At 58.8% G+C, this 12,285-nt stretch carries 10 protein-coding genes; 3 read left to right on the top strand and 7 right to left on the bottom strand.

Features of this window, described 5'->3' with window-relative positions; genetic code table 11:
* Nucleotides 1–117 precede the first annotated feature (117 nt).
* Nucleotides 118–759 (top strand): HD domain-containing protein, encoded by a 642-nt coding sequence (locus JJD66_RS20585; RefSeq protein WP_200648894.1) that lies wholly within the window; start codon nt 118–120, stop codon nt 757–759.
* 129 nt (nt 760–888) lie between these two features.
* Here the strand turns inward: JJD66_RS20585 and JJD66_RS20580 are convergent, their stop codons facing one another.
* The 7 genes from JJD66_RS20580 to JJD66_RS20550 all read right to left on the bottom strand — a co-directional run bounded on the left by JJD66_RS20580 (nt 889) and on the right by JJD66_RS20550 (nt 9,290).
* Nucleotides 889–1,773: an ABC transporter permease subunit gene (locus JJD66_RS20580; RefSeq protein WP_003195236.1), complete on the bottom strand. Its 885-nt coding sequence runs from the start codon at nt 1,771–1,773 to the stop codon at nt 889–891.
* A complete protein-coding gene (locus tag JJD66_RS20575) occupies nt 1,770–2,690 on the bottom strand; it encodes an ABC transporter permease subunit (protein ID WP_003195238.1) in 921 nt (306 codons plus the stop codon). The genes JJD66_RS20580 and JJD66_RS20575 overlap by 4 nt, the downstream gene beginning before the upstream one ends.
* Complete coding sequence (locus tag JJD66_RS20570) at nt 2,687–3,829, bottom strand: ABC transporter ATP-binding protein (protein ID WP_003195240.1); 1,143 nt, start codon at nt 3,827–3,829, stop codon at nt 2,687–2,689. The genes JJD66_RS20575 and JJD66_RS20570 overlap by 4 nt, the downstream gene beginning before the upstream one ends.
* A 66-nt stretch (nt 3,830–3,895) precedes the next feature.
* On the bottom strand, nt 3,896–4,990 hold the full coding sequence (locus JJD66_RS20565) for a polyamine ABC transporter substrate-binding protein (protein WP_014720384.1): 1,095 nt from the start codon (nt 4,988–4,990) through the stop codon (nt 3,896–3,898).
* Between the two features lie 241 nt (nt 4,991–5,231).
* On the bottom strand, nt 5,232–6,326 hold the full coding sequence (locus JJD66_RS20560) for a polyamine ABC transporter substrate-binding protein (protein WP_034129075.1): 1,095 nt from the start codon (nt 6,324–6,326) through the stop codon (nt 5,232–5,234).
* Between the two features lie 183 nt (nt 6,327–6,509).
* Nucleotides 6,510–7,874: an aspartate aminotransferase family protein gene (locus JJD66_RS20555; RefSeq protein ID WP_014720386.1), complete on the bottom strand. Its 1,365-nt coding sequence runs from the start codon at nt 7,872–7,874 to the stop codon at nt 6,510–6,512.
* A 57-nt stretch (nt 7,875–7,931) separates the two neighbouring features.
* Nucleotides 7,932–9,290 carry a glutamine synthetase family protein gene (locus JJD66_RS20550; RefSeq protein WP_003195249.1) on the bottom strand — a complete coding sequence of 453 codons (1,359 nt, stop codon included), beginning with the start codon at nt 9,288–9,290 and terminating at the stop codon, nt 7,932–7,934.
* A gap of 597 nt (nt 9,291–9,887) precedes the next feature.
* Here JJD66_RS20550 and JJD66_RS20545 point away from each other — a divergent pair.
* Both JJD66_RS20545 and JJD66_RS20540 read left to right on the top strand, forming a co-directional pair.
* Entirely contained in the window at nt 9,888–11,264 is a 1,377-nt protein-coding gene (locus JJD66_RS20545) for a glutamine synthetase family protein (protein WP_003195252.1), read from the top strand.
* Nucleotides 11,265–11,509: 245 nt separating this feature from the next.
* Nucleotides 11,510–12,139, top strand: a complete 630-nt coding sequence (locus JJD66_RS20540) for a TetR/AcrR family transcriptional regulator (protein ID WP_198715941.1) — start codon at nt 11,510–11,512, stop codon at nt 12,137–12,139.
* Nucleotides 12,140–12,285: the final 146 nt, after the last annotated feature.

Below are 12,285 nucleotides of genomic sequence, written 5' to 3'. Positions count from 1 at the left end.
GGATCGCCTACATGCTTGGCACGATGTGGCGGCACATTGGCCGGGATCGCCTCCCTGTCGCAATAGCCGCTTCAGGGTCATGGGGCCAGACTGGAGTCTTTCCAGAGGAGATCCACCATGAGCACCACCATAGCCGGTATCCAGATACCTGACAGCGCCTTGGCCAGGGCCACCACCGAATACATCCGCGACGTCGAATCGGACCTGCTCTACCACCATTCGCGCCGCGTCTTCCTGTTCGGCGCCTTGAGCGGTGAGCGCAAGCAATTGGCCTACAACCCGGAGTTGCTCTACGTCGGCGCGATGTTCCATGACCTGGGCCTGGTGGAAGGCCACCGCAGTGACGACGAGCGTTTTGAAGTGGACGGCGCCAACGCCGCCGCCGCATTTCTCAAGCCCTATGGGTTGAGCGATGACGATATCGAACAAGTGTGGCTGTCCATCGCCCTGCACACCACGCCGGGTGTGCCGCAACACCTGCGCCCCACCGTAGCACTGGTAACCGCCGGGGTGGAAATGGACGTGTTGGGCATGGACTACGCCGCGTTCAGCAGCGCGCAGCGCGAAGCGGTGGTGCACGCGCACCCACGGGGTGAAGGGTTCAAGGAGTGCATTATCTGCGCGTTCGCCGACGGCTTGCGCCATCGCCCGCAGACCACGTTTGGCAATGTTAAGACCGACGTGCTGGTGGACCAGGAGCCGGGGTTCAAGCCGATGAATTTTGTGCAGGTGATCCGCACGTCGCCATGGGCGATGTAATCAACCTGAAATGCAATCAAATGTGGGAGCTGGCTTGCCTGCGATGACGGTGAGTCAGCACCTTATAAGTGACTGATACACCGCCATCGCAGGCAAGCCAGCTCCCACATTTTCACCCTGTTCCGGCAGTTAGACCGGCGCTGGCGCCCGGCGCTTGTCCGGCTGCTGCCAGCCATCCGCTGCGGCTTCTTCAATCGCTTGCTGAATAGCCTTCTTGCGATGCTCTTCGGCCCGACGGCTGAAGAACCACACCAGGAAGGTCACCAGCGACACCGCCAACAGAATCAGGCTCGCCACGGCGTTGATCTCGGGTTTAACCCCCAGACGCACCGCCGAGAACACTTCCATCGGCAAGGTGGTGGAACCGGGGCCCGACACGAAGCTGGCCAGTACCAGGTCGTCCAGCGATAGCGCGAACGACATCATGCCGCCCGCTGCCAGCGATGGCGCGATCATCGGGATGGTGATCAGGAAGAACACCTTCCACGGCCGTGCGCCCAGGTCCATCGCCGCTTCTTCGATCGACAGGTCCAGCTCACGCAAGCGCGCCGACACCACCACCGCCACATACGCCGCACAGAAGGTGGTGTGGGCGATCCAGATGGTGACGATGCCACGCTCCTGGGGCCAGCCGATCATCTGCGCCATGGCCACGAACAGCAGCAACAGCGACAGACCGGTGATCACTTCGGGCATCACCAACGGCGCCGTCACCAGGCCACCGAACAGCGTGCGGCCCTTGAACTGGCTGATGCGCGTCAGCACGAAGGCGGCCAGGGTACCCAACGCCACCGCCGCCACCGCCGTGTAGCAGGCGATTTCCAGGGAGCGGGCCACCGAGCCCATCAACTGGGTGTTGTCCAACAGGCCCACGTACCACTTGATCGACCAACCGCCCCACACTGTCACCAGCTTGGATTCGTTGAACGAGTAGATCACCAGGATCAACATCGGCAGGTAGATGAACAACAAGCCTGCGACCAGCATGAAGCTGGAGAAACGAAAGCGCTTCATATCTTGCCCTCCAGCTCTTTGGCCTGGCTGCGGTTGAACAGGATGATCGGCACGATCAGGATCGCCAGCATCACCACCGCCAGGGCAGACGCCACCGGCCAGTCACGGTTGTTGAAGAATTCTTGCCACAACACCTTACCGATCATCAGGGTTTCCGGGCCGCCGAGCAGTTCAGGGATCACGAACTCGCCCACCACCGGAATAAACACCAGCATGCAACCGGCGATGATGCCGTTCTTGGACAGCGGCACGGTGATTTTCCAGAAGCTGTTGAAGGTGCTCGACCCCAGGTCGGAGGCGGCTTCCAGCAGGCTCTGGTCGTGCTTAACCAGGTTGGCGTACAGCGGCAGGATCATGAACGGCAGGTACGAATAGACCACGCCGATGTACACCGCGATGTTGGTGTTGAGGATCTGCAGCGGCTCGTTGATCAAGCCCATGGACATCAGGAAGCCATTGAGCAGGCCGTTGTTGCTGAGGATGCCCATCCACGCATACACCCGGATCAGGATCGCGGTCCAGGTGGGCATCATGATCAGCAGCACCAGCACGGTCTGCATCTCTTTGCGCGCGGTGGCAATGGCGTAGGCCATCGGGTAGCCGATCAGCAGGCACAGCAGCGTGCTGAAAAACGCCATCTTCAGCGAGCCCAGGTAAGCGGCGATGTACAACTCGTCGCCCGCCAGCAAGCTGTAGTTGGCCAGGTTCAGCACCACCTCCAGCTTTTGCTCAACGTAGGTATAGATCTCGGTATAGGGCGGGATCGCCACATCGGCTTCGGCAAAGCTGATTTTCAGCACGATGAAAAACGGCAGTGCGAAAAACAGGAACAGCCAGAGGAAGGGAATCCCGATGACCACCTGCTTGCCATTGGGCACGATGCGATCCAAGCGCCGCTTGAATTTCTTCATGTTCATGAGCGAAGTACCACGCCGCTGTCGTCTTCCCACCACACGTACACCTGGTCACCCCAGGTTGGGCGCTGGCCACGGCGTTCGGCGTTGGCGACGAAAGACTGCACTAGCTTGCCGCTCGGCAGCTCCACGTAGAACACCGAGTGGCCGCCCAGGTAGGCGATGTCGTGCACCTTGCCGCTGGACCAGTTGTGTTCGCAGGTCGGCATTTCGGTGGTGACCAGCAGTTTTTCCGGGCGAATCGCGTAGGTCACCGACTTGTCTTCCACCGAGGTGGCGATGCCGTAGCCCACGTAGATGTCGCGGTCCAGGTCCGGGCACTTGAGCACCGCGTGGCCTTCGGCGTCGTCCACCACTTGGGTGTCGAAGATGTTGACGTTGCCAATGAACTCGCACACCAGCCGGCTGGTGGGAGTTTCGTAGATATCGATGGGGCTGCCGATCTGGGCGATCCAGCCCAGGTGCATGATTGCGATGCGTTCGGCCATGGTCATGGCCTCTTCCTGATCGTGGGTCACCATCACGCAGGTCACCCCAACGCGCTCGATGATCTCCACCAACTCAAGTTGCATCTGCGAGCGCAGCTTCTTGTCCAGTGCGCCCATCGGCTCATCGAGCAGCAGCAGTTTCGGGCGCTTGGCCAAGGAGCGGGCCAAGGCCACACGCTGGCGCTGGCCGCCGGACAATTGGTGCGGCTTGCGCTTGGCGTACTGGCTCATCTGCACCAGCTTGAGCATCTCGGCCACGCGTGCGTCGACTTCAGCCTTGGGGATCTTGTCCTGTTGCAAGCCGAAGGCGATGTTCTGCGCCACGGTCATGTGCGGGAACAAGGCGTAGGACTGGAACATCATGTTGATTGGCCGCTCGTAGGGCGGCATGTCGGTGATGTCCACACCGTCGAGGTAGATGCGACCTTCGGTTGGGCGCTCGAAACCTGCAAGCATGCGCAGCAAGGTGGATTTGCCCGAACCCGAACCGCCGAGCAAGGCGAAGATCTCGCCTTTCTTGATTTCCAGGGACACATCGTCCACGGCAATCGTCTCGTCGAACTTCTTCGTGACCCGGTCGATTTTGACCAGCACCTTTTTCGGTGTCTGGTCGCCCTCGAGGGCTTTCTTATAGGCGCCGGAGGCAACTGCCATTTACGAAACTCCCAAAAAAAACTGTGCAGCCGGCCCAATGCGGGCCAGCCTTGGATAGTTTTAGCCTTACTTGCCCGTCTTGACCTTGGTCCAGCTACGGGTCATTAAACGCTGCACTTTCGGGGGTAGCTCAAAGTTGACGAATGTCCGCTCGAGAACCGCCTGCGGTGGGTAAACCGCTGCGTCGGTGCGTATCGATTGCTCCATCAGTTTGTCCGCCCCTGGGTTAGGGTTGGCGTAACCGACTTGATCGCTGACCTGAGCGATCACCTCAGGCTGCAGCAAATAGTTGATGAAGGCGTGGGCTTCCTTGACGTTGCTGGCATCCTTGGGAATCGCCAGCACGTCGAACCACAGGTTGCCGCCTTCTTTGGGAATCGTGTAGGCGATGTTCACGCCTTTGCCCGCCTCCGCCGCACGGGCCTTGGCCTGGAACACATCGCCGGAGAAACCGGCCGCCACGCAGATGTTGCCGTTGGCCAGGTCCGAGATGTATTTGGAGGAATGGAAGTAGGTCACGTAGGGCCGCACTTTCAGCAGTTTTTCCTCGGCTTTCTTGTAGTCGGCCGGGTTGGTGCTGTTGGGGTCCAGGCCCATATAGTTGAGTACCGCCGGTAGCATTTCATCGGCCGAGTCCATGAACGACACGCCGCAAGTGGCCAACTTCTTCATGTTTTCCGGTTCGAACAACACCGCCCAGGAGTCGATCTTGTCGACACCCAGCACTTCCTTGACCTTGTCGACGTTGTAGCCAATGCCGTTGGTGCCCCACAGGTACGGCACCGCGTACTGGTTGCCCGGGTCGTTCTTTTCCAGGCGCTTGAGCAGCACCGGGTCGAGGTTGGCGTAGTTTGTCAGCAGTGACTTGTCGAGCTTCTGGAACGCTCCAGCCTTGATCTGCTTGCCCAGGAAATGGTTGGACGGCACCACGACGTCGTAGCCGGTACGCCCGGCGAGCAACTTGCCTTCCAGGGTTTCGTTGGAGTCAAACACGTCATACACAGGCTTGATACCGCTGGCCTTTTCGAAGTTGGCCAGGGTGTCGGGGCCGATGTAGTCCGACCAGTTATAAATATGCACCGTCGGTGCGGCCTGTACGCTGGCAGCCAGCGTGATACCTGCACCCACCAGCATGGCTTTGCGAAATAAAGAAATTGGCAAGTGGAGGTCCTCTTGAATAGTTGGGGCCTTGAAGTTGTTGCCCGGCAACAAAACCGGCGCGCAACTTACCGTCGATAAACCGATCCGGCAAAACTTTCTGTCATTTATTTTCTGTACGGCTGCCACTGTTTGTAGGAGCGAGCTTGCTCGCGAAGAACTCATAGGCAACGCGGGCTATCAGAGGCCCCGCGTTATCGTTGACGATTTTCGCGAGCGAGCTCGCTCCTACAGGTTTCTGGCGTTATTTACCGGACTTGATCTTGGTCCAGCTACGGGTCATTTCACGCTGAGTTGCCGCCGGCATATCGGCAATGGCGTAGAGCTTGGATTGCACTTCGGCCGACGGATAAATACCCGGGTCGCTGGTGATGTCTTTATCGACCAGGGCAGTGGCTTTCTCGTTACCGTTCGGGAAACGCACACTGTTGGTGATCGCGGCCATGACGTCTGGCTTGAGCAGGTAGTTCATGAATGCGTAGGCAGCCTCGACGTTTTCGGCATCCTTGGGAATGGCGACCATGTCGAAGAAGCTGCCAGCACCTTCCTTGGGAATGTCATAGGCGATCTTGACCTTGCCACCGGCTTCAGCCGCGCGGGTTTTGGCCTGTTCGATGTCACCCGAGTAGCCCACAGCCACGCAGATGTTGCCGTTGGCCAGGTCGGAGATGTACTTGGAGGAGTGGAAGTAGCCGATCGAAGGACGGATTTTCATGAACAGGTCTTCGGCCTGTTTCAGATCAGCCTTCTTCGTAGTGTCGGTCGGCAGGCCCAGGTAATGCAGCGCTACCGGCAGCATTTCGGTTGGCGAATCGAGGAAGCTCACGCCGCAGCTTTTCAGCTTGGCGATGTTTTCCGGCTTCATCAGTACGTCCCAGGAGTCGATCTTGTCCACGCCCAGTGCGGCCTTTACCTTCTCCGGGTTGTAGCCGATGCCCATCGAGCCCCACATGTACGGGAAGGCGTGCTTGTTGTCCGGGTCGCTGACCGATACGGCCTTGAGCAGGGATTTGTTCAGGTTGTCGTAGTTGGACAGCTTGGACTTGTCCAGCTCCTGGTAGACACCGGCCTTGATCTGCTTGGCGAGGAAGCTGTTCGACGGCACAACGATGTCGTAGCCGGACTTGCCTGCCAGCAACTTGGCTTCCAGGGTTTCGTTGCTGTCAAAAACGTCGTACACCACTTTGATGCCCGACTCTTTTTCAAAGTTGGCGATGGTGTCCGGTGCAATGTAGTCGGACCAGTTGTAGACGTGCAGCACTTTATTGTCTGCCTGGGCCGCGCCCGCCATTGCACCCATCAGGGACAAGGCGAGGAGGGTCTTGCCAGCGTTCTTCAAACCTAATGCCTTCATTTGGTGATGCTCCAATTTTTTCTTTTTTGGGCCACAAGCGTTGTATGTTTTACGGCCCAACCGAAGGGCAACAAAACAGGGCGACAGTCTGGCAAGTTCAGGGGCCGGCTTTCAACCAAAGCCCCTGCATTTTTAACTGCCCGGTGCACCGCGCACTGAGCCTAGCACTTAGCCCTGCAAGGCAGCCAAAGTCAGGTCCAGGCAATGGCGGGCCTTGGTTACCAGCTCATCGATTTCAGCCTTGCTGATGACCAGTGGCGGCGAAATGATCATGGTGTCGCCCACGGCGCGCATGATCAGGCCATTTTCAAAGCAGAAGGTTCGGCAGATCATGCCCGCGCCTTTGCCTTCATGACGCTTGCGCGTCGCCTTGTCCTGCACCAGCTCGATCGCACCGAGCATACCGACGCCGCGGACTTCACCCACCAGCGGATGATCGCCCAGTTCCCTCAGACGCTTTTGCAAATACGGTGCCGTTTCGTCGTGCACACGGTTAACGATTTTTTCATCGCGCAGGATGCGGATGTTTTCCAGCGCCACGGCCGCGGCCACCGGGTGGCCGGAGTAGGTAAAGCCGTGGTTGAAATCGCCACCTTCGTTAAGCACCGCCACCACTTCGTCACGCACGATCAGGCCGCCCATGGGCACGTAGCCCGAGGTCAGGCCCTTGGCGATGGTCATCATGTGCGGCTTGAGGTCGTAGAAATCGCTACCGAACCACTCACCGGTACGGCCGAAGCCGCAGATTACTTCGTCGGCGACAAACAGGATGTCGTACTTGGCGAGGATTTCCTTGATGCGCGGCCAGTACGTGGCAGGCGGCACGATCACGCCACCGGCACCCTGGATCGGCTCGGCAATAAAGGCGCCGACGTTGTCCACGCCCAGCTCCAGGATTTTCTCTTCCAACTGGTTGGCGGCCCACACACCGAATTCCTCGGGGCTCATGTCGCCGCCTTCGCCAAACCAGTACGGCTGCGCGATGTGGGTAATGCCCGGGATCGGCAAGTCACCCTGCTCGTGCATATAGGTCATGCCGCCCAGGCTGGCGCCGGCCACGGTAGAGCCGTGGTAGCCATTTTTGCGGGCAATGATGGTTTTCTTGTTGGGCTGGCCCTTGATCGCCCAGTAGTGGCGGACCATGCGCAACATGGTGTCGTTGCCTTCGGAGCCAGAGCCGGTGAAGAACACGTGGTTCATGCCAGCCGGCGCGACATCGGAAATGACCTTGGCCAACTCCAATACCGGCGGGTGTGCGGTCTGGAAGAACAGGTTGTAGTACGGCAGTTCTTTCATCTGCTTGGCGGCGGCATCGGCCAGTTCATCGCGACCGTAACCGATCGCCACGCACCACAGGCCGGCCATACCGTCGAGGATCTTGTTGCCTTCGCTGTCCCACAGGTAAACGCCGTGGGCTTTGGTGATGATCCTTGGGCCTTTCTCTTTCAATTGCTTGAAGTCGCTGAACGGCGCCAGGTGGTGATCATTGCTCAAGGCTTGCCATTCACGGGTTTGCGGGTTGTTGCTGGACATACCAATCTCCTAGACTTTTCAGTGAAGGCGCGCCGTTTGAAGGACACGCCCGGCGCATCAGACGGCGAAGAGCAGGAATTCCCGCTCCCACGAACTGATCACGCGCTTGAAGTTTTCATGCTCGGCCCGCTTGACCGCGACGTAGCCTGTGATGAATTTTTGCCCCAGGTATTTCTCGATGGTCTTGCTGTTTTCCATGCGTTCCAGGGCGTCTTCGATGGTCAACGGCAGGCGCAGGTTGCGTCGCTCGTAACCGCGGCCCACCACCGGCGCGCTCGGGTTATGGCCTTCGACCATGCCGATGTAGCCGCACAACAGGCTGGCGGCAATCGCCAGGTACGGGTTGGCGTCGGCGCCCGGCAGGCGGTTTTCCACGCGGCGGTTCTGCGGGCCGGCATCCGGTACGCGCAGGCCGACGGTGCGGTTTTCTTCGCCCCATTCCACGTTCACCGGCGCCGAGGTGTCGGGCAGGAAGCGGCGGAACGAGTTCACGTTGGGGGCGAATAAAGGCAGCAATTCAGGGATGAACTTCTGCAGGCCGCCAATATGGTTGAGGAACAGTTGGCTCATGGTCCCGTCTTCATTGGAGAAGACGTTCTTGCCGGTGGCAATGTCGATGATGCTCTGGTGCAGGTGCATCGCGCTGCCGGGCTCGCCGGTCATGGGCTTGGCCATGAAGGTGGCGGCCACGTCGTGCTTGAGCGCGGCTTCGCGCATGGTGCGCTTGAACACCAGGATCTGGTCGGCCAGGGACAGGGCATCGCCGTGACGGAAGTTGATTTCCATCTGCGCGGTGCCGTCCTCGTGGATCAGGGTGTCGAGGTCCAGTTCCTGCAGTTCGCACCAGTCGTAGACGTCTTCGAACAGCGGGTCGAATTCGTTGGCTGCTTCTATAGAGAAGGACTGGCGACCGGTTTCCGGGCGGCCGGAGCGGCCAATCGGCGGTTGCAGCGGGAAGTCCGGGTCTTCGCAGCGCTTGGTCAGGTAGAACTCCATCTCCGGCGCCACGATGGGCTGCCAGCCGCGGTCGGAGTAGAGCTTGAGGACTTTCTTGAGCACGTTACGCGGCGACAGCTCGATAGGGTTGCCTTGCTTGTCGTAGGTGTCGTGGATCACCTGGGCAGTCGGCTCGATGGCCCAGGGCACCAGGAATACCGCGTTCTGGTCAGGGCGGCAGATCATGTCGATGTCGGCCGGGTCGAGCAATTCGTAATAGATGTCGTCTTCGACATAGTCGCCGGTCACGGTCTGCAACAGAACACTCTCGGGCAGGCGCATGCCTTTTTCGGCAATGAACTTGTTGGTCGGCGAGATCTTGCCCCGGGTAATACCGGTGAGGTCGCCAATCATGCATTCGACTTCTGTGATCTTGTGGTCTTTCAACCAATCGGTGAGCTGGTCGAGGTTGTTACTCATAAATGCCTCTGGGCTGGGTTTCCTGGCATCCATTAAAGGCCAGGCGTTGGTTGACGCAGCATCCGCGTCGTTTTTTCATTCAGGGTAGGAGCTTACCTGCCATTTGCCCATGGGTTGCATTCCTCAGGCCAAAGTTGTGCGCAATTATGATCGGCACGGCGGATGAGGGTCGCTCAGTGGCGTCGGAGATGGCAAAAAGGAGATCGGCCGGGCCGTCAAGAATATTGGCCGGTGCCTGGACATTCACGCGGGGCGAACGAGCTGCGGACAAAGCCTGGCTGGAGCAGGCAGAGACGCCGATTGGCGGCAGGTGAAACATGAAGCACCCCGGTATTATTGCTGTTATGGGTTTGAATCGAGCTTAGCCTTGTTCATTTTTTTACACAACACCCCCGTAAAAAATCCTACACGGCCCGCTCAAGCCTGCAGGTCCCAAGCCCCTCAAACCCAAAAAATCGCCCCAAAACCCCGCAAAAAAGGCTTCGTGGCGCTTTTTTAGGGCAAAAAATGCCTCGCTTGACTTCGGCAGGCCGTTCGGGTTGACTGAAACCAGAAAAGATCAATGATTGATATTTTTAACAACAAAGGTGTTGCATCATGTCGGTACCCCCGCGTGCCGTTCAGCTTAACGAAGCGAACGCGTTCCTTAAGGATCATCCTGAGGTTCTGTACGTAGACCTTCTAATTGCGGATATGAATGGTGTGGTGCGCGGTAAGCGCATCGAACGCACCAGCCTCCACAAGGTTTACGAGAAGGGCATTAACCTGCCTGCCTCTTTATTTGCCCTGGATATCAACGGCTCTACGGTGGAAAGCACCGGCCTGGGCCTGGACATCGGTGATGCTGACCGAATCTGTTATCCAATCCCCGACACCCTGTGCAATGAACCCTGGCAAAAGCGCCCTACCGCGCAACTGCTGATGACCATGCACGAACTCGAAGGTGAACCTTTCTTCGCCGATCCGCGCGAAGTGCTCCGCCAAGTTGTTACCAAGTTTGACGACCTCGGTCTGACCATCTGCGCCGCCTTCGAGCTTGAGTTCTACCTGATCGACCAGGAGAACGTGAACGGCCGCCCACAACCGCCCCGCTCGCCGATCTCCGGCAAACGCCCGCACTCGACACAGGTCTACCTGATCGACGACCTCGACGAATACGTCGACTGCCTCCAGGACATTCTGGAAGGTGCCAAGGAGCAAGGCATTCCGGCCGATGCCATCGTCAAGGAAAGTGCCCCGGCGCAGTTCGAAGTGAACCTGCACCACGTCGCCGACCCGATCAAGGCCTGCGATTACGCGGTACTGCTCAAGCGCCTGATCAAGAACATCGCCTACGACCATGAGATGGACACCACCTTCATGGCCAAGCCTTACCCAGGCCAGGCAGGCAACGGGCTGCACGTACACATTTCCATTCTGGACAAGGACGGCAAGAACATCTTTGCCAGCGAGGATCCCGAGCAGAACGCCGCATTGCGTCACGCGATCGGCGGTGTGCTGGAGACCCTACCCGCCCAAATGGCGTTCCTGTGCCCCAACGTCAACTCCTACCGTCGTTTCGGCGCACAGTTCTACGTGCCGAACTCGCCGTGCTGGGGCCTGGATAACCGCACCGTGGCGATTCGCGTACCCACCGGCTCGTCCGATGCCGTGCGTATCGAACACCGTGTGGCTGGCGCCGATGCCAACCCTTACCTGCTGATGGCCTCGGTATTGGCGGGCGTACACCACGGCCTGACCAACAAGATCGAGCCGAACGCTCCGGTGGAAGGCAACAGCTACGAGCAGAACGAGCAGAGCCTGCCGAACAACCTGCGCGATGCCCTGCGCGAGTTGGACGACAGCGAGGTGATGGCCAAGTACATCGATCCTAAATACATCGATATCTTCGTCGCCTGTAAGGAAAGTGAGCTGGAGGAGTTTGAACACTCCATCTCCGACCTTGAGTACAACTGGTACCTGCATACCGTGTAAGCGGTTGCTGCAATAAAAGAACGCCGCTGATTTTGGTCAGTGGCGTTTTTTTATGGGTTTATTTTGGGAAACCGGGTTGGCCTCATCGCAGGCAAGCCAGCTCCCACAGTGGATCGCATTTCAAGGTTTGAACTCGGTCAAATGTGGGAGCTGGCTTGTCGGGTCGCCGCATCGCTGCGATAGCGGCCTGGCAGACAACACACCTTCCTGCTCATACAATGCCTGCTGCCTTGTAGGAGACATCCATGACCACCCGCCCCGCCACTGTTCGCAAACCCCGCGCCCGCAGCCAGGCCCGGATCGACGCGATTCTGGACGCCGCCCGCACTTTGCTGGCCACCGAAGGTGTGGCGAGCTTGTCGATCTACAGCGTGGCCGAACGGGCACAGATTCCACCGTCATCGGTGTACCACTTTTTCGCCAGTGTGCCGGCGTTGCTTGAGGCGTTGACCGCTGACGTTCACGCAGCCTTTCGCGCTGCCATCCAGGCGCCCATCGAGCATGAATCGATCAAGCATTGGCGCGACCTGTCCTACATCGTTGAACAACGCATGCTCAGCATCTACAGCAACGACGCCGCGGCACGCCAGTTGATCCTGGCCCAGCACGGGTTGACCGAAGTGACCCAGGCTGATCGCCAGCATGATCTGGAACTAGGCGACTTGATGCTGGCGGTGTTCAATCGCCACTTTGAAGTGCCAACGCTACCGAGCGATGTGGATGTGTTTGCCCTGGCACTGGAGTTGAGCGACCGCGTGTACGCGCGCTCGGTGCATCAGCATGGGCTGATTACTCCGCGCATGGCGGAGGAAGGGATGCGGGTGTTTGATGCGTATGTGGGGCTTTATTTGCCGGCCTATCTGCCCAAGCGCTGAATGCTGTGTTGTCTGGGCCGGCCTCATCGCAGCATAGGTATCTACATAACTCTGTTAGCTCAACGGTAACCACGATGCGAAGCGAGCCGCTCTTGATCTTGATCTGCTTTTGATCTTAGGCGCCCCGTTAAACCACGCTGGCCGGA

This window comes from Pseudomonas sp. MF6751, assembly GCF_016613265.1.
GTDB lineage: Bacteria > Pseudomonadota > Gammaproteobacteria > Pseudomonadales > Pseudomonadaceae > Aquipseudomonas > Aquipseudomonas fluorescens_BV.
The sequence above is the reverse complement of the archived record's forward strand: the minus strand, read 5'-3'. Positions and strand labels throughout refer to the sequence as shown.

Bases quoted from the DNA above. Each gene is read 5' to 3' on its own strand.
- JJD66_RS20585 (WP_200648894.1), top strand. From the start codon at position 118: ATGAGCACCACCATAGCCGGTATCCAGATACCTGACAGCGCCTTGGCC.
- JJD66_RS20580 (WP_003195236.1), bottom strand. From the start codon at position 1,773: ATGAAGCGCTTTCGTTTCTCCAGCTTCATGCTGGTCGCAGGCTTGTTG.
- JJD66_RS20575 (WP_003195238.1), bottom strand. From the start codon at position 2,690: ATGAACATGAAGAAATTCAAGCGGCGCTTGGATCGCATCGTGCCCAAT.
- JJD66_RS20570 (WP_003195240.1), bottom strand. From the start codon at position 3,829: ATGGCAGTTGCCTCCGGCGCCTATAAGAAAGCCCTCGAGGGCGACCAG.
- JJD66_RS20555 (WP_014720386.1), bottom strand. From the start codon at position 7,874: ATGTCCAGCAACAACCCGCAAACCCGTGAATGGCAAGCCTTGAGCAAT.
- JJD66_RS20550 (WP_003195249.1), bottom strand. From the start codon at position 9,290: ATGAGTAACAACCTCGACCAGCTCACCGATTGGTTGAAAGACCACAAG.
- JJD66_RS20545 (WP_003195252.1), top strand. From the start codon at position 9,888: ATGTCGGTACCCCCGCGTGCCGTTCAGCTTAACGAAGCGAACGCGTTC.
- JJD66_RS20540 (WP_198715941.1), top strand. From the start codon at position 11,510: ATGACCACCCGCCCCGCCACTGTTCGCAAACCCCGCGCCCGCAGCCAG.